This window comes from Priestia sp. YIM B13552 (assembly GCF_042787775.1).
GTDB lineage: Bacteria > Bacillota > Bacilli > Bacillales > Bacillaceae_H > Priestia > Priestia megaterium_E.
In genome coordinates, this window is sequence record NZ_JBHZOU010000007.1 from 42,457 (window position 1) to 64,231 (window position 21,775).

21 protein-coding genes are annotated in these 21,775 nt (G+C 38.4%); 14 read left to right on the forward strand and 7 right to left on the reverse strand.

The window, feature by feature from the left end; genetic code table 11:
- The first annotated feature begins 180 nt into the window (after nt 1–180).
- The 4 genes from ACFX40_RS22920 (at nt 181) to ACFX40_RS22935 (ending at nt 4,683) form a co-directional block, all read left to right on the forward strand.
- Nucleotides 181–1,245, forward strand: coding sequence for a lactonase family protein (locus ACFX40_RS22920; protein ID WP_025752899.1), 1,065 nt, complete (start codon nt 181–183; stop codon nt 1,243–1,245).
- A 251-nt stretch (nt 1,246–1,496) separates the two neighbouring features.
- Nucleotides 1,497–2,510 carry a nitronate monooxygenase gene (locus tag ACFX40_RS22925; RefSeq protein ID WP_028410190.1) on the forward strand — a complete coding sequence of 338 codons (1,014 nt, stop codon included), beginning with the start codon at nt 1,497–1,499 and terminating at the stop codon, nt 2,508–2,510.
- A 63-nt stretch (nt 2,511–2,573) separates the two neighbouring features.
- A complete protein-coding gene (locus tag ACFX40_RS22930; protein WP_098248768.1) occupies nt 2,574–3,395 on the forward strand; it encodes a MerR family transcriptional regulator in 822 nt (273 codons plus the stop codon).
- A gap of 67 nt (nt 3,396–3,462) precedes the next feature.
- Nucleotides 3,463–4,683 (forward strand): multidrug effflux MFS transporter, encoded by a 1,221-nt coding sequence (locus tag ACFX40_RS22935; RefSeq protein ID WP_060746090.1) that lies wholly within the window; start codon nt 3,463–3,465, stop codon nt 4,681–4,683.
- A 40-nt stretch (nt 4,684–4,723) separates the two neighbouring features.
- On the opposite strand, the gene ACFX40_RS22940 is transcribed toward ACFX40_RS22935, so the two are convergent.
- Entirely contained in the window at nt 4,724–5,518 is a 795-nt protein-coding gene (locus ACFX40_RS22940) for a hypothetical protein (RefSeq protein WP_098433736.1), read from the reverse strand.
- A 214-nt stretch (nt 5,519–5,732) separates the two neighbouring features.
- Here ACFX40_RS22940 and ACFX40_RS22945 point away from each other — a divergent pair, with 214 nt between their 5' ends.
- The 7 genes from ACFX40_RS22945 to ACFX40_RS22975 all read left to right on the forward strand — a co-directional run bounded on the left by ACFX40_RS22945 (nt 5,733) and on the right by ACFX40_RS22975 (nt 12,667).
- Entirely contained in the window at nt 5,733–6,254 is a 522-nt protein-coding gene (locus tag ACFX40_RS22945) for a M15 family metallopeptidase (protein ID WP_098433737.1), read from the forward strand.
- Nucleotides 6,255–6,739: 485 nt separating this feature from the next.
- Nucleotides 6,740–7,468: an amino acid ABC transporter ATP-binding protein gene (locus tag ACFX40_RS22950; RefSeq protein ID WP_028410185.1), complete on the forward strand. Its 729-nt coding sequence runs from the start codon at nt 6,740–6,742 to the stop codon at nt 7,466–7,468.
- A gap of 21 nt (nt 7,469–7,489) precedes the next feature.
- On the forward strand, nt 7,490–8,305 hold the full coding sequence (locus tag ACFX40_RS22955; RefSeq protein ID WP_028410184.1) for a transporter substrate-binding domain-containing protein: 816 nt from the start codon (nt 7,490–7,492) through the stop codon (nt 8,303–8,305).
- A gap of 74 nt (nt 8,306–8,379) precedes the next feature.
- The gene (locus tag ACFX40_RS22960; RefSeq protein ID WP_098248772.1) at nt 8,380–9,018 is read left to right on the forward strand and encodes an amino acid ABC transporter permease; all 639 of its coding nucleotides are present in this window, start codon (nt 8,380–8,382) and stop codon (nt 9,016–9,018) included.
- A gap of 14 nt (nt 9,019–9,032) precedes the next feature.
- Nucleotides 9,033–9,683 carry an amino acid ABC transporter permease gene (locus tag ACFX40_RS22965; RefSeq protein ID WP_098248773.1) on the forward strand — a complete coding sequence of 217 codons (651 nt, stop codon included), beginning with the start codon at nt 9,033–9,035 and terminating at the stop codon, nt 9,681–9,683.
- 223 nt (nt 9,684–9,906) lie between these two features.
- On the forward strand, nt 9,907–11,262 hold the full coding sequence (locus tag ACFX40_RS22970; protein ID WP_013055076.1) for an amino acid permease: 1,356 nt from the start codon (nt 9,907–9,909) through the stop codon (nt 11,260–11,262).
- Between the two features lie 127 nt (nt 11,263–11,389).
- Entirely contained in the window at nt 11,390–12,667 is a 1,278-nt protein-coding gene (locus ACFX40_RS22975; protein WP_050688447.1) for a DUF445 domain-containing protein, read from the forward strand.
- A 38-nt stretch (nt 12,668–12,705) separates the two neighbouring features.
- Here ACFX40_RS22975 and ACFX40_RS22980 read toward each other — a convergent pair whose 3' ends face one another.
- The 6 genes from ACFX40_RS22980 to ACFX40_RS23005 form a co-directional block, all read right to left on the reverse strand.
- Nucleotides 12,706–13,245 (reverse strand): PepSY domain-containing protein, encoded by a 540-nt coding sequence (locus ACFX40_RS22980; protein WP_050688448.1) that lies wholly within the window; start codon nt 13,243–13,245, stop codon nt 12,706–12,708.
- 133 nt (nt 13,246–13,378) lie between these two features.
- Nucleotides 13,379–13,954 carry a PepSY domain-containing protein gene (locus tag ACFX40_RS22985; protein ID WP_221841207.1) on the reverse strand — a complete coding sequence of 192 codons (576 nt, stop codon included), beginning with the start codon at nt 13,952–13,954 and terminating at the stop codon, nt 13,379–13,381.
- 72 nt (nt 13,955–14,026) lie between these two features.
- Nucleotides 14,027–15,373, reverse strand: a complete 1,347-nt coding sequence (locus ACFX40_RS22990; protein ID WP_377256449.1) for a HAMP domain-containing sensor histidine kinase — start codon at nt 15,371–15,373, stop codon at nt 14,027–14,029.
- Nucleotides 15,374–15,376: 3 nt separating this feature from the next.
- The gene (locus tag ACFX40_RS22995) at nt 15,377–16,108 is read right to left on the reverse strand and encodes a response regulator transcription factor (RefSeq protein ID WP_272767659.1); all 732 of its coding nucleotides are present in this window, start codon (nt 16,106–16,108) and stop codon (nt 15,377–15,379) included.
- 42 nt (nt 16,109–16,150) lie between these two features.
- Nucleotides 16,151–17,905 carry a sensor histidine kinase gene (locus tag ACFX40_RS23000; RefSeq protein WP_098966535.1) on the reverse strand — a complete coding sequence of 585 codons (1,755 nt, stop codon included), beginning with the start codon at nt 17,903–17,905 and terminating at the stop codon, nt 16,151–16,153.
- On the reverse strand, nt 17,902–18,627 hold the full coding sequence (locus ACFX40_RS23005) for a response regulator transcription factor (RefSeq protein ID WP_098334537.1): 726 nt from the start codon (nt 18,625–18,627) through the stop codon (nt 17,902–17,904). Before ACFX40_RS23005 ends, ACFX40_RS23000 begins: the two co-directional genes overlap by 4 nt.
- Nucleotides 18,628–18,797: 170 nt before the next feature.
- Between ACFX40_RS23005 and ACFX40_RS23010 the strand changes: the two genes are divergently transcribed.
- Genes ACFX40_RS23010 through ACFX40_RS23020 form a run of 3 tightly spaced genes read left to right on the forward strand, consistent with a single transcriptional unit; the run spans nt 18,798 to nt 21,665 of the window.
- A complete protein-coding gene (locus tag ACFX40_RS23010; RefSeq protein ID WP_043975760.1) occupies nt 18,798–20,012 on the forward strand; it encodes a DUF418 domain-containing protein in 1,215 nt (404 codons plus the stop codon).
- A gap of 35 nt (nt 20,013–20,047) precedes the next feature.
- Nucleotides 20,048–20,731: an ABC transporter permease gene (locus tag ACFX40_RS23015; protein WP_098334539.1), complete on the forward strand. Its 684-nt coding sequence runs from the start codon at nt 20,048–20,050 to the stop codon at nt 20,729–20,731.
- A 1-nt stretch (nt 20,732) separates the two neighbouring features.
- Nucleotides 20,733–21,665 carry an ABC transporter ATP-binding protein gene (locus ACFX40_RS23020; protein ID WP_028410172.1) on the forward strand — a complete coding sequence of 311 codons (933 nt, stop codon included), beginning with the start codon at nt 20,733–20,735 and terminating at the stop codon, nt 21,663–21,665.
- Nucleotides 21,666–21,775: the final 110 nt, after the last annotated feature.

The window sequence follows — 21,775 nt, forward strand, 5'->3', positions numbered from 1 at the left end:
AATCATAACGCCCAATGGTAGGAAAATGCAAGATGCAGGCTTAAAAAGGAAGGGTTTGACGATAGGCATGTAGGGAAAACTGATAAATGAACGTTGAATTGGAGCATTCTCTATAACAAATGCGGTATGATATAGTAAAATAAATGAAACAAAACAATTCTTTAGGAGGGGTATAGGAAAATGAGTGAACATGGAAAATTTATTGGATTTGCAGGTACATATACAAAAGCAGGCAGTGAAGGTGTCTATACATTTACGTTAGATACAAAGGCTAAAAAGATTGTAGAAGTAAAAGCCGTGGCTAAAATTGAAAATCCTACATACTTAAATGCAAGCAAAGACAACGAACATCTTTATACAGTTATTAAAGAAGGAGAAAAAGGCGGAGTAGCTGCTTTTAAGATTGATCCAAACACGGGGCAACTAAAGTTTGTAAACAAACAGCTGCTAGACGGCGCACCTCCTTGCTATGTTTCAGTGAATGAAGATAATACGCTTGTTTTATCTGCTAACTTTCATAAAGGGAGCGTTGAGACGTATTCTGTTAATGAAGAAACAGGGGAAATTGAATATGTAGCATCCGTAGTGGAACATCCTCATTCAGACCTCAAAAAAGGACAAAAAGGAAAACCACACGTACACTATGCCGATTTTACTCCTGGAGAAAAGCACGTGGCTGTTGTGGACTTAGGTATCGATGAAATCGTGACATATGAAGTGGAAGAGAATAAATTGAAGGAAGTCAACAGTCTTTCTACATCTGTTGGTTCGGGCCCTAGACATTTAACGTTCCATCCAAATGGCCGCTATGCCTATGCAATGACAGAATTCAGCTCTGAAGTTTTATTTTTAACTTATGACGAAAGCAAAGGAAGCTTTACTCAACAACAAGCTACTTTAGCGATCCCGGCTGATTTTACAGAAAATAATCAAGGGAGTGCGATCCATATTTCTTCAGATGGCCGCTTTGTCTATGCAGGAAACCGCGGACATAACTCGATTGCAACATTCAAAGTAGATCAGGATTCTGGACAGTTAACATTCGTAGAATGGACAGGTACTGAAGGCGACTGGCCGCGCGATTTTGTTTTGGATCCAACGGAACAATTTATTGTAGCGTCTAATCAAGAAACAGGAAACTTGGTGCTGTTTGAAAGAGACCAAGAAAGTGGAAAGCTAACGCTTCTTCAATCTAACGTTACGGTTCCAGAAGCTGTATGCGTAAAGTTCCTCCACTATAAGTAATCGATGTAGAAAACCAGACCTGATCAAAGAACAATCAGGTCTGGCTTTCAAATCTAAGCGGATGTCACTTCCCTTGCGGGGTTAGTGCCATCCGCATAGGTGAATCTTTGAGGGAATAGTCAGGTAGTGTGCGTTCCTTAGCATCATTTATAATCTATCTATATATGGAAGAAAAGCCCTTTTGGAGGGCTTTTTTTTCTGGGATTATAGTAGAATGAAGAGAGAACGCATGAAAGGCTGAGGTGATAAGTGTGGAAAATATATGTGAGTATCCAATTGTACAAGCTCCCATGGCAGGAGGAGTTTCGACGCCTAAACTAGCTGCAGCAGTATCTAATAGCGGAGGGCTAGGGTTTTTAGCTGCGGGATATAAAAGTGCGCGTGAATTGGAGCAGGAAATTATAGAGATGCACTCACTTACGAAAAAACCTTTTGGAGTGAATCTGTTTGTTCCGACAAATGAAAAAGTAGCAGTTGATGCACTTGATTGTTATCAAAAAGAACTGTCAAAAGCAGCTGGATATTTGGAGTGTCAAGTTGGTATACCAAAGAATGATGATGATGAATGGAGTGCCAAGCTCGACATCATTCAAAAACATCGAGTACCTGCTGTGAGCTTTACATTTGGGTGCCCGGATCGAGAGATTGTAGCAAGTTTAAAAGGAATTGGAAGCCTTGTTTTCATTACGATTACAACACCTCAAGAAGCCGAAGTGGCTTTGAAAGCAGGAGCGGATGCGCTATGTTTGCAAGGCATTGAAGCCGGCGGCCATAGATCTACTTTTTTAGAGAGTTCGGTGGATTACCCGCTTATGAAGTTGCTGAAAGAAGTTCGCTCAATCACCAAAAAGCCATTGATTGCTGCGGGAGGGTTGATGACGGGGTCTGACATTAAACGTGTGTTACAAGAAGGAGCTTCTGCTGCTCAGTTAGGTACGGCTTTTATTTGTTGTTCAGAAAGCGGAGCGAGTGCTCTTCATAAAGAATGCATTCTTCAAAAGCGTTTTAATGAAACAGGTGTCACCCGAGCTTTTACAGGGAAACGCGCTAGAGGATTTGTGAATGCCTTTTTTATTTCCTATGATAAATCAGCACCATCCGCCTACCCTCATATTCATTACATGACAAAGCCTATTCGCTCAAAAGCTACACAAATGAAGAATCCAGAGTATGCATCTTTGTGGGCAGGAACTGGATTTACGCTGGCAAAAGAACTCCCTGCACATCTTATTGTGGAAGAGCTTGTACAAGAACTAAATGAATGATGAGAATTAAGGCGTTGCTTGCTTTAAGCGCAAGCAGCTTTACATAAAGAAGGTGAACTTATAGTGCAAAACAAATTTACGATTGGACAAATGGCCAGACTGCATGATATTCCGGTTAAAACACTTCGCTATTATGATGAAATTGGCCTGTTCGAGCCTTACGAAGTTGATCCGCAAACCGGTTATCGATATTATACGTTAGAACAATTTAAGAAATTAGATATCATTGTCTATTTAAAGCTGATGGGAGTTCCGTTAAAAGAAATTAAAAGAAAGATGGAACACAGCAGCTTGGATGAATTTATTGAAACTTTAGCGGAATATCAGCAGGTAACAAAAGAAAAAATTCGTCACCTTCAAAGAGTGAATGCGCAGTTAACAACTCGAATGAAGGAATTAGAACAGACGAGACATATTAACCAAATAGGAGCCCCGTTCATCAAACACCTTTCTTCTCGTGAGGTTGTTCAAGTAAAAGCGGAGGTAGGCACGTTAGACGGGACTGAAAGTGTTCTGCGTGATTTAAAAAAGAAAATCAGCCATATTACCCCGATTATGATTGGGAAAGTAGGATTTATGTTATCGGTAGAAAACACGAAAAAACAACAATTTACAGATTACGATGGCATTTTTTTATTGGTCGAAAGCGATGTTTCTTTTAAGCATGAACTCGTTACGTTAATACCTGAAGGCGATTACGCATCTATTTATATGAGAGAAAAGAGAGATACCACAGGAGTCTATTACGATGCGTTACTGAACTTTATTAAAGCCGAAGGATACAAAGCAGAAGGTCCTTTCTTAATTCGGCGGATTGTAGATTCCTTTATTTCTCATCATGAAGAAGAGCGGCTGACGGAAATTCAAATTCGAATTACGTCTTGACTATCCAGTAGCTGGAGGGTTTAAGATGAGACTATTGTAAAACTGCTGAAGGGAGAGACAACAATAGATGAATCAGCAAAGTATTTCCCAAGGAATGTCTTTAAGCCGAGGAAATCGCATTTTATTTATTTTAATTTTGGGTTCACTAAGCGCATTTGGACCATTATCAATTGATATGTATTTGCCAGCGCTGCCGACGCTTGCGAAAGAATTGCATACTTCCGCTTCTTTAGCGCAGGTCAGCCTGACAGCTTGCTTATTGGGCTTAGCATTTGGGCAAGTGGTCATGGGGCCATTCAGTGATATTCGCGGAAGAAAAAAGCCGCTTGTAGCAGCATTAATCACCTATGCAGTTGCATCTGTTTTATGCGTGTTTGCACCGTCTATTTGGATTTTTATCGTTTTGCGATTCATTCAAGGTATGGCAGGAGCAGCAGGAATGGTTATTTCAAGAGCGAGCGTGCGAGACTTGTTTTCAGGTTCGGATTTAACAAAGTTTTTCTCCATGCTCATGCTTGTAAATGGATTAGCTCCTATTTTAGCTCCGGTTGCTGGTGGACAGCTGCTGACGGTTATGTCGTGGCGAGGAGTATTTGGTGTGCTAGCAGTGATTGGTGCACTAATGTTTTTTGCCGTTTTATTTGGTTTAAAAGAAACGCTTCCGCTCGAACGCCGTAAAGAAGGTGGATTAACAGAAGTACTGCGTACGTTTGGCGTATTGCTAAAAGATGGTGTCTTTGTGGGATATGCGCTGGCGCAAGGTTTTATTATGAGTGCCATGTTTGCTTATATTTCAGGTTCTACATTTGTCCTTCAAGACATTTATGGCCTGTCTCCGCAGATGTTCAGCTTTGTTTTTGCGATTAACGGTTTTGGACTCATTATAGCTACTCAAGTGACAGGACGTTTAGCGGGTAAAATAAAAGAAGCTACTCTTCTTATGTATGGATTGCTTCAAGCAGCCGTCGGAAGCGTGCTTTTAGTGGCCGTGATTGCTACTCACATGTCCGTTATTTTGGTCTGCATCTTGCTTTTCTTTGTAGTATCGAGCGTAGGAATTGTGAACACAACCGTTTTTTCACTCGCTATGGAAAATCAAGCTTCGAACGCGGGAAGTGCTTCAGCGCTTCTAGGGTTGCTTCCGTTCTTGCTCGGAGCAGCCGTAGCTCCTCTTGTTGGTCTTGGAGGAGGGCAAAATGCTCTGCCGATGGGCATTGTGATTATGGTCTGTGATTTATTAGCATTAGGTGTGTACATGACGTTAGTGAGAAGGAAAACTGCATCATAAAAAAGCTACTTGGCTTTCAATAGCCAAGTAGCTTTTTTTGTTATTGAGCTTTGTGCTCATGATTTTCAAACGGCATTGTAACGCCAAGCTTTTGAATTTCTTTTTTTGCATTTTCCAAAATGGTTTCAGCTTTCGCTTTTGTTTCAGCATCTACCCCGCTTAGAAAATCTTTCTTTTTAGCAGGAAAATTCACGCCCAGTTCTTTTAATTTGGCTTCCGCTTGTTCTTTAGTCAGGGTGCCGTCGCGAAGCTGATCCATAATAGCTTTCGCTTTTTTCTTTGTAGCCGCATCTAAATTGTTAAAAGGACCGCTTTTATGTTCAGGAAAATTCACGCCCAGTTCTTTTAATTTGGCTTCCGCTTGTTCCTTAGTCAGGGTGCCGTCGCGCAGCTGATCCATAATAGCTTTCGCTTTTTTCTTTGTAGCCGCATCTAAATTGTTAAAAGGACCGCCTTTATGTTCAGGCAAGTTCACGCCCAGTTCTTTTAATTTGGCTTCCGCTTGTTCCTTAGTCAGGGTGCCGTCGCGCAGCTGATTCATGATAGCTTTCGCTTTTTCTTTAGTAGCTGCATCTAGATTGCTGAAAGGGCCTTCTTTGTGCTGAGGCAAGCTTACGCCGAGCTTCTGTAATTTTTCCTGTGCTTTTTTCATAATATCATCAACTTTTTGTTGTGTTGCATCATCCGTATTTGTTGTACTGCCATTTGTTCGCTCTACAACTGTTGAAGAGCTTGTTTCATCTTTGCTTGCTGCAAATGCCGTGGAATTTGCAGCGGCCATAACTCCTAGTGTTAAACCGCTTGCCATGATATAACCGAATAGTTTCTTTTTCATGCTGTTGTCACTCCTTAAAAGTTATAGGGGTGTGGTACAGAGCTGTCCACAATTGTTAATGTAACCACCAATAGTGAAAAAATGGTGAAAATAGATAAAAAACGAAAAAATATAGACGTTTGTTGAACAATACAGCTCTTTTATTGGATAACAAAATGAAATTCGATATGATTTTATCTAAACAGCAGCAAAAAAGAATGGAGACTTTATATAGATGAACGTTCTTAAAAAATTGGCAATAGCTTTGATAGTTGTAATAGCGGTAAGCCTGGTATTTTTGTTTCGCGATGAGTTAAAGCCTGGTCCAAGGCTAGAAGATTTTTCAGGAGCAACTGAGTTGCATCCTGTCGTAGAAGAAAAGAAAAATAAACTTGTTCAACAAGCAAGTGAACAAGGAATCTCGATTGTCATTACGGAAGGTTTCCGTTCAAAAGAAGAACAAGATAAGCTTTATGCAAAAGGCAGGACGGAAGAAGGCAACATTGTTACCTATTCAAAGGGAGGCCAGTCTTATCATAATTACGGATTAGCTATTGATTTTGCTATTCAGTTAAAAGAGGGACAAGTTATTTGGGACATGAAATATGACGGTAATAACAACAATCAGTCTGATTGGATGGAAGTTGTAGACATTGCAAAAAATTTAGGATTCGAATGGGGAGGAGATTGGCAAGGTTTTAAAGACTATCCGCATTTTCAAATGAGTCCGGAAAATATAAAAGACCACACACGTTAACAAAACGTGTGTTTTTTTAGAAGGATAATATAATTTTACTATATCTATGTCAGAACCTCTAACACGAATAGAAGCTTGTAATTTCTTTTTTTATTAATTTACTGTTAAGAGAATTATATATACTAATATAATAAAAATATAGACGGATAATTAGAAAAAGGGGTGATTAGAGAGAACTGCCCCCTAAAAATGAAAGACAATTCGTATAAAGATATGCGTTAACTAATATAATCTATTGATTAAGCTTATACAAGTACCTTCAGCCTAGCGAACGTATCCTTACATATCGGCAAATGCCAACAAAGCCTTTTATTTTTCTAGCATATTTTATTTGAAGATAGTTCATTTAGATTACAAAAAAGAGATAATTTGTCAACTATTGACTTTGCTTTAAGGGTAAGAATATAATTTTTAACATATTTTAAATATTTTAAAAATTTAAATATTTAAATATTTATTGTTGTTCGCAGATTAGGAGGGGGAAAATGATTGTTTTTGACGGAGTGAATAAATATTACGGTGACTTTCACGTATTAAAAGATATCAATTTAACGATTAAAAAAGGGGAAGTTGTCGTCGTAATTGGACCGTCGGGTTCGGGGAAAAGCACGATGCTGCGATGCATAAATTATTTAGAAACAATATCTAACGGACAGTTAACGGTAAATAATATATTGGTCGCGGATAAAAAAACAAATATTAATAAACTGCGCCGCAATATAGGTATGGTGTTTCAGCATTTTTATTTATATCCGCACAAAACGGTTTTAGAAAATATCACGTTAGCACCTATGAAAGTATTGGGACAGTCGTCAGAAGAAGCTAAGAAAACAGCTCTATACTATTTAGATAAAGTCGGAATCGGTGAAAAAGCTAACGCCTACCCGTCCCAGCTTTCAGGCGGCCAGCAGCAGCGTGTAGCTATTGCGAGGGGACTCGCGATGAAGCCAGAAATTATGCTTTTTGATGAGCCTACTTCTGCTCTTGATCCAGAAATGATTGGAGAAGTGCTGGATGTCATGAAAACATTGGCTAAAGAAGGAATGACCATGGTAGTTGTAACTCATGAAATGGGGTTTGCAAAAGAAGTAGCGGACCGCATTGTATTTATGGATCAAGGAAAAATCTTGGAAGAGGCAACTCCGGCTGAGTTTTACGAAAACCCGCAAGAAGAAAGGGCACGTTTATTTCTTAGCCGTATTTTAAATCATTAATTGTTTAATAGGGGGAGTAATATGAAAAAATCAAAAACGTTTTTAAAGGCAGCTGTGCTTTCATTAGCAGCGGTTATGATGTTAGCAGCTTGTGGAGGGAAAAGTGAAGAAACGAGTGGATCGTCAGCTAAAAAAGATGCGCTCACTGAAATCAAAGACCGAGGGAAGATCGTCATTGGAGTTAAAAATGATACGCGGTTGTTCGGATTAAAAAATCCGAAGACGGGTGAAGTGGAAGGTTTTGATGTTGATATTTCTAAGCAGCTGGCTAAAGAGATTTTAGGCGATGAAAACAAGGTAGAATTTAAAGAAGTTACGTCTAAAACAAGGGTTCCTCTTCTTCAAAAAGGAGATATTGATGCTGTTGTTGCGACAATGACTATTACAGATGAACGTAAAAAAGAAGTAGACTTTACGGATGTATATTTCCAAGCTGGACAGTCTCTGCTTGTGAAAAAAGGCAGTAAAATTAAAAGCGTTGATGATTTGAAGAAAGGTACTAAAGTGTTGGCTGTTAAAGGATCAACTTCAGCTATTAATATTCGCGAAAAAGCACCAGAGACAACGGTATTAGAGTTTGAAAACTATGCAGAAGCATTTACAGCTTTAAAATCTAAGCAAGGGGATGCTTTAACAACTGATGATGCGATTCTTTATGGAATGGCTGATGAAGATCCTTCTTATGAATTGGTAGGAAAGCCGTTCACAGAAGAGCCTTATGGCATTGCTGTGAAAAAAGGAAACAAAGAGCTGGTAGATGCATTAAACGATGCGCTTAAAAAGATAAAAGACTCTGGAAAATATGATGAAATTCACGACAAGTGGATCAAACAATAAGCGTACAGTTTTCTTTTCTCAGGATGAGCAGCATTATGCTCATCCTGCTTGTTTAGTTGAAAGGAGGAAGAAAATTGTTGGATTTTTCAATTCTGACGAACAATATGGATCTTTATTTAGAAGGTTTTAAGTACACCATTATCGCCAGTCTGATTGCTTTAGTGGCCAGTTTTGCACTCGGTACGATCATTGCGGTAATGCGAATAGCCCCTCTCAAAATAGTAAATGTAATTGGTACGGTCTATGTAGAGTTCATTCGAAATATTCCCCTTGTGGTTATCGTCTTTTTTATTTTTATTGTAGCGGGAATCAGCGGTACAGCGGCCGGAGTGCTGGGACTAACTATTTATACGGCAGCTTTTATCGCCGAAGCCATACGAGCGGGAATTATGGCAGTTCCAAAAGGGCAGCTTGAAGCGGCACGTTCATCCGGCCTTACGTACGGTCAGGCGATGCGATTCATTATATTGCCTCAAGCGATTAAAATCGTCATTCCTCCTCTTGGGAATCAATTTATTAATTTAGTGAAAAACTCATCCGTGTTAGGGATTGTTGCTGGTTTTGATTTAATGTATCAGGCAGATCTTGTTTCTTCTCAAACTTACGTAGTGTTTGATGTGTATATTTTTGTGGCTCTGTTCTATTTAGTTCTAACCATTCCGTTAAGCTTAGGAGTTGGTTATCTTGAGAAACGTCTTGGTAAAACAAGCTGAAAGGAGTGAAAGTGATGGATTTTATGGGTGCTTATTCTCTTGATCACCTTTCTTTCTTAATGGAAGGATTTTGGGTCACTTTAAAAGTAGCATTCATTTCGATTGTATTAAGTTTTCTTATTGGAAGTATAGTAGGTATTTTAAGGTATGCCCGCATTCCAGTTCTGTCTCATGTACTTGCTTTTATCGTAGAAATTATCCGGAATTTGCCGCTGCTTTTAATCATCTTTTTTACATACTTTGCTTTACCTGAAATCGGAATTGATATGGAAATTACGTCAGCAGCGATTGTGGCCCTCACTGTATTTGAATCTGCTATGATTTCAGAGATTATCCGAAGCGGATTAAAATCAATTGAAAAAGGACAAATCGAAGCGGCGCGATCATCAGGTTTAAACTATTATCAAACGCTTCGTTTCGTTGTGCTGCCCCAAGCTTTGCGGAGAATGGTGCCTCCTTTAGTTAGTCAATTTATTTCCTTATTAAAAGATACGTCGCTTGCAGTAGTGATCGCACTTCCTGATTTGCTGCATAACGCTCAAATCATTTACGGACAGAAACAAAGCTACGTAGTCCCAATGTTTTTGATCATCGCGATGATGTATTTTATTGTAAACTATGCTTTATCTATCATTGCAAGAAGACTAGAAGTCAAAAGGGTGTAGATACTCTTTTGACTTTATTTTTGGAAAATAAATAACATTGACAATGTATTGATTCAACGCATAAAATGACTAAAGTAACAGTGGTAAAATCAGATCATTTTCATTCATCATAGAGAAGAAAAACAGTGTTGGTTCACCCCCTACTGAATATCCGGTAGGGGTTTTTGCGCAAGAAGTGATTTGGTTAAACTAACACGTAAAATGAACAGAAGGGACGGGCATCATGGAAAAACAAGATCAAAATTTAAAAAAAGGTCTGTTGCCTCGTCATGTGCAGCTCATTGCGCTTGCCGGTATGATTGGGACAGGCATTTTTAAAGGCAGTGCTGATACGCTAGGTATTGCAGGACCAAGTGTTGTACTGGCGTATTTGTTTGGCGGTCTTATCTTATTTATTGTAATGACAGCATTGGCAGAGATGGCAATTGTCTATCCGAATATGAACGTACAAAATTTAGTGCATAAGGCATTCGGTACGCAAACCTCTTTTATTGTAGGGTGGCTGTACTGGGTGAACTGGATTGTCGTGACAGTTGTTGAACTGCTTGCGGGAGGAAGCTTTTTGAAGTTTTGGTTCCCTTCTGTACCTCTTTGGCTCTTAAGCTTTCTCTGTGCAGTGCTGATTGTAGGGATGAATTTATTTCAAGTGAAGTATTACGGAGAAATTGAGTTTTGGTTTGCCGGTATTAAAGTAATTGCTCTTACTGCTTTTATCATTTTGGGAGCTTTCATTTTATTCGGTGTGATTCCAAGTGATGTGCAAAACCCCTGGGCAAATTATACGGCTCATGGAGGCTTTTTTCCTCACGGCATGAGCGGTGTGCTGAGTGCCTTTTTAATTGTGATGTTCTCTTACGGCGGAGCTGAATTAATTGGTGTGGCCGTAACGGAAACAAAAGATGTGAAAAACGTGTTACCGAAAGTGATCAAAGGCACAGTATGGCGAGTGATTGGCTTTTACATTTTGCCTATTTTAATTATTTGCGGCCTTATGCCCTGGAATTCTGTATCAGGACAAGACAGTCCATTTGTCCAAGTGTTTAGTATCACAGGACTGCCGGGTGCGGCTCATATTATGAACTTCGTTTTATTAACGGCCGTTTTATCAGCAGCGAATTCAGGGATGTATGCAACTTCGCGTACGCTCTATGCTATGGCTCAAAGCGGAGAAGCATCAAAGCGCTTCTTAAAAGTTTCAAAAAACGGTATTCCGATTAATGGTTTAATGATTACGGCTGTTTGTATTTTAATGGGTGTGTTTTTAGCTTATAAAACACCGGATAATGTAATTAGTTATTTAATGACCATTCCGGGCTTCACGATTATTCTTATTTGGGTAAGCATTTGTTTAGCTCAATTAAAGCTGCGTAAAGGGTATAAAGAAAAGCCGTTTTTCGCATTAAAGTGGTTTCCTTATACAACGCTTTTTGCAACAGCAGCACTGCTTGTTATTTTTGTATCATTTATGTTTAATAAAAACAATGTGATTGGATCCAGCGTATGTGCGGTTATTCTCGTCGTACTCCTCATTTTTTCATTTATTAATAAAAGTCGAAAAGAAAAAAAGTTTGAAGTATAGCAAAAAGGCAATATACTAGAAAGACGAGGGTAAAAGCTTGTCTTTCTTTTTTTGCGGAAATTTCTGTATCACGTTACATATTTCTAGATGAAATGTTTAGTTAAATAAATAAAGGATGAGGACTACAATGGAATCAAATAATGTATTTACAACAAACCCAAAGAAGAAATCAAAGCACTTAGCCGTGATTTCTTTGGCGATTATGGGAGTGGGCTTCGTTGCCACAATGCCTTTTGGTGATTCAATTTGGGGTCGGTTGCTTCAAGGTGGGTTCGAAGCTGGGTTAGTCGGCGGATTAGCGGATTGGTTTGCCGTTACGGCTCTTTTTCGTCACCCTTTAGGCATTCCTATTCCACACACTGCGCTGCTTCCTAAAAACAGACAGCGTATTACAAGAGGGCTAGTCTCAACGCTTGAAAACGACTGGCTGTCAAAAGAAAGTATTCAAGAAAAAGTAAAAAGAATTGCATTTACAAAGCGTTTGCTTCCGATTGTTCGAAAAGGTGTTCATTCGGAAACAATTCAACAAAAAGGAACAGCACTGCTTGTTGATGCGATTAATCGTGTGGATACAGAGAAAGTCGTTCCTATTATTGAAAAAGAGCTCAAGTCATCACTTTCAGCAATAGAGTTAAAGCCTATTGTGCATTCGATTGTTGGAGAAGTGGTAAAAAATCAGTATGATGAAAAAGCCCTTGATGTTCTTTTAAATAAAGGGGAGAGCTGGATTAAAAAAGAAGAAACGCAGTATCAGCTCGGAAGTATTGCTAAAAATGCGCTTGATAATATTGAGCTTGATGGTATTTTACAATTTGCTCTCAAATCATTTCAAAGCATGATTAATGAAGAGAAGCTAGGGTCTATTTTGCAAAATTTATTGCTTTCTATTACAGGGCGTCTTCGTAAAGAAGATGATGAATACCGCCTTGCTTTGGTAAATGGAATTAGAAAAGAGCTGCAAGGCTTGGAGCAGAATGAAGAACTTCTTGAAAAATTAGAAGCATGGAAACAAAAAACGATTCATGAATTAAATGTAACGAATAAATTAACAGAAATCGTCGATAAAATGAAAGTGAAAGTGACAGCATTCATTGAAAGCCCTGAATTTATGAAAAGCTACGCCGTTCCTTACGTAGAGAGCTGGCTGAATGCTCTTGAAGAGGATGCACAGCGTCAAGAAGCAATTGATACGGCTATTCAAAAGCAAATCATGAGCTTTGTAGAAGAGAATCATTCAAAAATTGGACAGCTTGTTCAAGAAAACTTAGATAAATTAGATGATGAAACGCTTGTGGATATGATGGAAAACAATGTCGGAAAAGATTTGCAGTGGATTCGAGTGAACGGAGCCCTATGTGGATTCTTGATTGGTATTGTATTAACGGTTATTAAATTAGCGGTATAAAAAAAGAAGCACGCTCCTTTTGGAGTGTGCTTTTTCTATTAATCATCTATTTCTACACTGATCACGCCGCCGTTTTTGGCATCTACTGAAACAGTTGCTTCACGTTTATCGGCTGTGTCAATTTCAATTTCATATACTAAACGGTTGTTTTCTTGGTCTAGATCCGTTTCATTGACCGTTCCTTTAGCACTCTTTAAAGCTGTTTTTATCGCTTGATCTAATGAAATAGCAGGGGAAACGTTTTGAAGTTTCTCTTCTTTCTCATCTTCATCGTCTTTTTGTTCTTCATCAAATTCAATGATTTTACCGCTGCTGCTGTCAATGTCTACATCGTATTCTTTATTACCTTTTGTGATGTCTACTTCATATTGTTTAACGCCATCATCTATGGCTAATTGGATATTTGTAATGTCGCCGCCGTCTGTTTTTTGAAGGGCAATGTCTTTTGCCTTTGCTTCTTCAATCGTTGTGGTTTGCTTCTTATCATTGCTTTTGGACTGGTCTGTCATTGCATATGCGCTTGCACCTAATCCACCGACTAGTACTGCACTGGCTAAAACGGTTGTAATAACTTTCATATGTTATGGCCTCCTCGATTTGTTGTTAAGATTATTTTAGCCAATGAACTTTAAAGGAAAAGAAGAAGAAGTTTAAAATTTTCTTAGAAATAAATAAAAATGGATAAAAAAAGCACAGCTTTCCGCTGTACTCTTAATCATCGTCATTTTCATAGGTGATGGAATCTACATGTCCAGAGTAAGCATTGATCATCACTTTAGCTTCTCTTGTTTTAGACTGATCAATTTCGACTTCGTAGAAGGTTTGGCCTTCTTCCTCTTCTATTTCAACTGAGGAAAACGTTCCTTTTACTTTTTGTAAAGCAATGTCTCTTGCTTGTTCCATTGAAATGAGAGGCTCGTCGGATGTAGGAGAAACTGGTGGCTGCTCGCTCTTTTTTTGCTCTTCTTCTATATTATTTTTAGTTTGAGTAGACGTTTGTTTCTTTACTTTTTGTTTGATTAATGACTGGACTTCTCCATTTTCTCCATTTACTGTGATGTGGTATGGAATATCATTTTTAAGCAAAGTGATTCGATAAATCGGTTCATCATCTTTTTGAGAAAAGCTTGCATTTTCAATAGTGCCGCCATATTTTTGCTGAATCATACTGCTGACGTCCGATTCCGATAAAATTGTATCAGGCCGATTCACTGCTTTTGCTATTCCGTAAAAGCAAGCTGAACCAACAGCAAGAAAAATAAGTATAAAAAGCACCGTTTTCTTCATACATTCACCCCCAGTATCTTAAAAAGTAGTATAGCAGGCAATTCTTAAAAATCTCTAAGAAAAGGCGAGAAATCAAAGAGGAAAGCAAACTGTTACTGATGTCCCTTTTCCTTCTTGGCTGTTAATCTCAATACGCCCGCTATGAGCTTCTACAATCTTTCGAGCAATGGATAATCCAAGTCCCGAACCACCGGTTTCTCGATTTCTTGCTTTATCTACGCGAAAAAAGCGTTCATACACGTTTGATAAGTCTTCTTTTGGAATACCAATTCCTTGATCTGTGACCGTAATCATAAAGTTTTCGCTTCTTGTTATGGTTACCTCTACCGCTTTTTCACTATATTTAATGGCATTATCTAAGAGGATGTACAGCAGCTGCTTTAAGCGTTTTTCATCCGCTGTTACGACGGGATGATTCGTTTTTATATTTAAATAAATGGTTCGTTCAAAGGCTTGTTCTAGATGTTTGATTGTTTGTCTGCAGATGGCCGCCGCATCTACGTGTTCCATGTGAAGCTCTCGTTGCGACTCATCTTTCGCAAGCACCAGCATTTGAGACGTAAGCTGTTTCATGCGTAAAGACTCAGAGTGAATGGCTTCGATGGCTTCTTCTAAAATATCAGGCCGCTTCATTCCCCATCGTTTTAGCATATTGGCATAGCTTTCTACAACGGTCAGGGGCGTTTTTAATTCATGAGAAGCATCGGATACGAACTGCTCTTGCTTTTTATAGTTTTCCTCTAATAAATCCATCATATTATTGAAGGTGTTGGCCATTTGATCTAACTCATCTTTAGAAGAAGAAGAGAGGTCAATTTTTTTAAATGTGCGAGACACTTGAATTTCTTCCATGGTTTGAATAAGAGACTTGATAGGCCGCAAAATAATTTTACTTAAAATCCGTCCAGCAAATATGGTTGGAATTAATATAACAAGAGAGGCAATGAGCAAGATAAATTTTAATGTCTGCAGAGATTGTTCCACATCTGTCAGTTGTTCCGTGACTTCCAAAGAAACAACTTCACCGTTCGTCCAAATGACAGGGGTGTGTGAAATCGCGTATAGATGGCCGTCATCTTCTTTGATGCTTGTTTGTTCATTTGAATAATAGGAATAAGGTAAGTCCTGAAGCTCTTTCGTTTGATCCGTAACGGATACAACTAAAGGACTGCCGAATTTGGGTAAAATACGAATCATTCCGTTAGGAGGCAAATAGGCACGAAGCAAGTTGGCTTGTTTAACCGTCGCACTCGTTTGCTTTAGCCCATTTGTTACATTGCTTGTTTCTGCTTGCAAACGTTCAATTGCGTTGTCTTCCATGGTCTTCTTGAAAATGAAGTAAATCGAACTGTTTGCAATTACTAGCAGAATAAAAAGCAGCGCAGTTGATGTAAGAATAATCTTTGTTTGTAGTTTCATAAGCTACTCCTTCAGCATGTAGCCAACGCCGCGCACTGTTTGAATGTAAGGAGTTGAAAATGAAGCATCAATCTTTTTACGTAAATAACGAATGTATACGTATACAATATTTGTGTCTCCGTAATAATCAAATCCCCAAACGTTTGTAAGAAGCTGTTCAAAGCTCAACACTTGATTTTTGTTTTGAAGCATATAGACAAGCAAATCATATTCTTTAGGAGTCAGCTCAATAGCTTCATTTTCACGCGTGACTTCTCGCGTTTTTTCGTTAACGACTAAATTGCCTAGTTGCAGAGTGGCCGTTTCTTGTTCAGCAGGCGATGTTGATGCAGGATGGCGAAGCCATACGCGAATGCGTGCAAAAAGCTCTTCAATTTGAAAAGGCTTTGTAATATAGTCGTTTGCTCCTAAATCCAGTCCGCTTACCTTATCAGGAAGGGCGTCTCGAGCTGTTAATAAGATAACGGGCGTTTGATCATCATTTGCTCGAATGCGACGAAGTACTTCGAGTCCGCTCAGTTCAGGAAGCATCACATCTAAAAGCAGCAAATCCCAATCGTGTTCTTGAAACTCTGCCAATCCTTCTGTTCCCGTGTAAGCCATGCCCGTTTCGTACCCTTCATGTTCAAGCTCGAGCTGAATTAAACGAGCAATTTTGCGCTCATCTTCTACAATTAAAATTCTGCCTTTACTCAACAAAAATTCCCCCTTGTGTCTATGTATAGTTGCGTACATTATAGCACGGAGAGATTGGAGGTGTATAAAAACAGCCGGAGGTTAGTCCGGCTGCTGATCTGCTGAAAGAGGAAGGTGCAAGATAATGGCAGTGCCTTCGTGAAGAGTAGATCTTACTTTGATATGGCCTTTATGAAGTTCACAAATAGCTTTTGCGATGCTCATGCCAAGTCCAGCACCCTCTGTTTTTTCGGTTGTATTTGTGCCGCGGTAATAGCGGTCAAATAAATTTTTCTGCGTTTCTTCATCCATTCCAATTCCATCATCTTGAATCGTAATCAAGACGCGGTCACTTTTTATCGCGGTCGAAATTGTAATGGTAGTGTTCTTAGGGTTATGTTTAATAGCATTAAAAATTAAATTATCAAGCATTCGTTCAAACCAGCGCGGGTCAGCTTGAATAAAAGGTTGAAGATGAGCGGGCACATAAGAGAAGTGAACATTTTCAATGGTTCTATCGTTAACGAATTTTAAAACAATATGCTGAAGTAGTTGATGAACGTCCACTTTTTTGGTTTCTAAAACAACCACGTTATTTTTAAGCTTAAAGGCCAGTGAAAAATCCTCTACAAGCTCCACCATGTATTCACTTTTATCACGGAGTGTTTGGCCAATTTCTTTTAACTCTTCTTCGTTCCAATTGTAATGGCCGCTTTCAAGCATATGCCCATATCCTTGAATCGTCGAAAGAGGTGTGCGCAAATCATGTGATATTCCCGTCATCCATTCTTCGCGAGTAGTTTCTAGCTGCTTTCGTTCTTTTTCAGCTAAGCTAAGCTGCTCCGCCATCTCATAAAAAGCTGTGATTACTTCTGAATACAAACGATATTGTAAGCGTACCTTTCCATTCTTCCGAAAGACGCGCTTCCGCTCTTTTTCTGTTAGCACTTCTGAATAGTTTCCGCTTCCCATGCGCCCGAGCCAGCTGGTGAAGAGAAGTAAGGGACCGCCGTAGCGAAAAGCGTTCCAGATGGAGAAAGCGATGGTGGCTATAAGAACGGAAACAGCCACGATGATGGAGATCATCCAAGCTTTTCGAATAATAGATTCATCGGTTATACTGTGGTAATTATTAGGAGTGTAAAAAACCCATGAAATTTTCTTCTTTGGATCATGGAATACAGTAGCTGTTGAATCATATTTATCTTGTTCAATTTTTCGGGAAATAATTTCTAAAGGATCGTAACGTGTTTTTTCTTTAGACATTCTAATTGAAGCTAAGATATCACCTTTCTCATTTAAAATTTGAAGCGAAGCATCTTTTTCTTTTAACGCCTTTTTGATAAGAGGGATATCGCTTTTGGGAGGCACACTTTGTTTATTGTATTCAACATACAAAGCATATAGCTGGTCTTTTAAATCACTTTTATAGCCCAAAATATAATAAGTAGGTGTAGTCAAAAAGGTATCAAGTTCTGTTACTACATTATAGCCTTTAAATTTTTTAGTTTTATCCATTTCTAATAACTCTGAAAGACCGTAGTGCTTGGGTAAGTCTTTTGGGGAGTTAATTTCTCCAATTACTTTTCCTTGTTTGTTCAGTACTTGGTACCATAGTCCTTCTTGTTTAAGTTGTTTTGCTAAATCATCTGAAACGGTTGCTTTTCCACCTTCAACTGTTGTATCCCCCGTTAACACGCTAAGTGATCCAGAGGGTAAGTCTCTTTTTATATCTTGCTTTGAAAGGTAATAAGCTAGAAACATTAAAGCGCAAAAAAGAACGCAGCAAACACATGCAATAATCGCAATAAACTGAAATGAAAAATGAAAGGTCAACCTTCTTTTAATGGATTTCATAGCGCTTTTCCGTTCACTAATTTATACCCAAGCCCTCGTACCGTAACTAAATGTTTTGGGTTGCTAGGATTATCTTCAATTCGTTCTCGAATTCTTCGAATATGCACGGTTACTGTATTATCGTCTACAAACTGATTATATCCCCAGACGGCTTCAAGAAGCTGTGATTTAGAAAGAACAATATTCATATTTTTACAAAAGTGAAGAAGCAATAAAAACACTTGTGCGGGGCAAGAAACCGTTTGACCGTCCACAATGAGTTCTCCTGCCGATTCATCTACAGTAAAACGATCAAACTCATAGCGATTTGACGATTGTGGTTCCGTTCTTATAGAAGTTCCTTCAGTCAGCGCTTGTTTTCTGCGCAGTCGTGCTTTAATTCGTGCCGCAATTTCTAAAGGATTAAACGGCTTAGTTACGTAGTCGTCTCCTCCCATGGCGAAACCCGTTAGTACGTCCAGGTCGGATACTTTGGCTGTTATGAATAAAATATACGCGTTTGAGAGCTCACGAATTTTAGGACAGATATCAAATCCGCTTTGATCGGGAAGCATTACGTCCAACAAAATAATATCAATTGTTTGATAATGTAAAACATCCAGCGCTTCTTGAGCGGTGTGAGCTTTATAAATTTGGTTGAATCCTTCTTTTTTTAATACTGTCTCCAGCATTTTGACGATGGCAATTTCATCATCAACTAGCAATATAGACGCATCTTCCAACGTAAATCACCTCTGTTTCATTTCATACGTATTCGATTTTAGCATAAGAACATTACGAAAAGATTAACAAAAATGGAAAATGTTAAGGAAAAGATAATCTCCTGGTTATTTTCTTGAAAACTTCATTTCATATACTAAATGCACAGACACATAGTAAAGGAGTTAAAAGGATGAGTAATGATTTTAGGCGGGTTAAAGTAATTGATAGTATGAGAGGATTCAGCTTGTTTGGTATTTTACTAGCGAATATGCTGATTTTTCAATATGGCATTTACGGAAAGGATATGATTCATCTCTTCTCGCTATCACCAAGTGATTCAGCAGCCTATGTCTTTTTAAAAGTCGCGGTAGAGGAAAGTTTTATGCCGATTTTCACCTTTTTATTTGGCTATTCAATGGTGAAGATGAAAGAAAGCTTAGAAAGAAGGAAGCTAGGCGTAAAAAGGCATTTCTTTCGCCGTTTTCTTCTACTTCTAGGGTTTGGCTTACTGCATGGAGTGTTTTTATGGGAAGGAGATATTCTTACATTTTACGGAATGATGGGAGTATTTTTACTACTTTTCTTTTTAAAGCGTAAAGCCAAAACACTTTTGGTGTGGGCATCGATTTTGCTGGTCCTTACAGGAGCATCCGGATACGGTTCATTAAACGATAATATGTATCTTCTTAGCGATAAACAAACGCTTACGACATATGTAAAAGATACGATTCATGTGTATGGAAGTGGAACTTATGAACAGATTAAAGACCACCGCAACAATGTTGATCCGATGAATATAGCAGGATATAAATTTGCTTTTGCCTTCTTGTTTACGCCATTTATAATGGGCGCTTTGTTTTTATTTGGTATGTATGCAGGAAAGAAAAAGTGGTTTTACGATGTTTCAGCTAATCAAAAACAGTATGGCCGTTGGGCAGCCGCGCTGATTCCGCTTGGCTTGCTGTTAAAAGGGACTATGTACGTATGGCCAGATGCTAATTGGGCTGGTTCTACACATATGTTAGGTGGAAGTCTTCTATCTCTTGGTTATATTGCAGGCTTTGCTTGGTTATATGCGAAATACGAGAAGTCATTTTTGATAAAGGCTTTTGAAAGTGTAGGCAGGATATCCCTTAGTAATTATTTAATGCAAACGGTCATATGCACGACGATTTTTTACGGTTACGGATTAGGTTATTTCGGAAAGCTCGGCATGATTGCAGGAATTTTTGTCTGCATAGGTATTTACGGAATTCAGCTTATCAGCAGCTATATGTACGTGCAAAAATTTCAAACTGGACCGGTGGAAAAGCTACTGCGTATATGGACAAATTTTTCTTGGAGTGGAAAGCCCAAAGAAAAAAAAGCCTTACCGGCGGAAGTAAATCATCCTTTTGTTGGATGATAGCAGTCAAACTTATTTAAAAGGAGATTTTAAAAATGTGGGCTATTAGTGTAAAAGAGTTTCAAAGCTTATTTAAAAGTATTAAATCAATTATCGTTATCTTAATCGTATGCGGTGCTTCCTATGGAATAGCCCATATAGTTAGTCAACTTGGAGGTCAACTGACGAGTGCACAGATTCAAGATGGAGCCAACGGGGGAATTTTGGTGATGCTTCTCGGGTTCGGACCTTTATTTATTTCAAGTCTTTCTCATAATGTTATTAATCAAGAAATTAAAACAAGAACAGCAAGGTTTTTAGTTACCAAAACATCAAGAGAGCGTATTGTACTAGGAAAATTCTTAGGTATTTGCTGTTTCTGGCTTGTTTGTATCTCTATTTCATTTCTACTGATTGTGTTTATTTCGCATCATTTTTCTTTTTATATATTTTTAGAGTGCCTGCTATTCACCGTTTGTATCATTTCATTTATTTTAATGCTTTCAGCTTTAATGCCAAGCCCAACTCATACTATGTTTTTATCAATTATTTTATCGTTTGTTCTACCGGTACTGAGCGTGTGGAGCATATTTTCATCAAAAGCGTACATTGCATGGTTTAAGTATGTGACACCCTACTACTATTTAAAGCTGGAGAAAGGGTATCTAACAGTTCTTCTTATTTTTGCAGCACTTTGTTTATGTACGGCACTTTGGAGTTTTAAAAGGAGAGAAGTATAATATGTATGCTATTGAAACAAGTAAATTAACTAAAAAATATGGATCTAAAACAGTTGTTAACGGTATTAATTTACAGGTACCACAAGGGGAAATTTACGGATTTTTAGGAAGAAACGGAGCAGGAAAGTCTACATTTATTAATATGCTTACCGGCGTTTCATTTCCTTCAGCAGGAGAATTTACGCTGCTGGGACAGAGTGATATTGATTTAGAGCTTCAGAAGAAAATAGGTGTGCTTCCTGACTATGCTAACTTTTATGATGAGATGACAGCGCTCAATCATTTGCGCTATTTTTTAAAGATAAACGGCCATCGTTTTTCGAAAGAACACTGTAGTATTGTACTGAAGAAAGTAGGATTAGAAGGACATGAGCATCAGAAAGTTGGAAAGTTTTCATTTGGAATGAAAAAGAAGTTAGGAATTGCTCAAGCAATTGTAGCAGACCCAGATCTTATCTTTTTAGATGAACCAACTTCTGGAGTAGATGTTGAATCTGCTCTTCACATTCATGAACTAATAAGAGAACTCCAAAATCAAGGCAAGACAATTTTTATGACGTCTCATAATTTAAATGAAGTTGAGAAGATTTGTACACGTGTAGCGATTATGAAAAATGGGATCATTTTAATAGAAGGTACAATGGAAGAGCTGCGCTTTCAATATCAAGCGAAAAAAACGGTGATGATTAAACATGATCCCTACCCAAGCAGTCATAAAGAATATATTCAACAGTTTTTCCGTACGTTGAGTCCCGAAGTTGAATACCATCACATGTACACAAAAGTGATGCTTCAAAAAGAAAGAAATATTCCTCTTATTATTCGCGAATTGATTCAATGTGGCATCGACATTTATCAAGTTCACGTCGAAGAACCTTCTTTAGAGGAAATCTTTTTGCAAAAAAATATTGTGGATCACTCACAGGTGAGTTAATGGGCGAAAGTCCGTTGGTTTACTACTCAGTCTGAATACATTATTTATAAATACCAGTTAGGAAGCTTCTGACAAAAACATGTTCATTTTCTCAAGAAACTGATAAGATA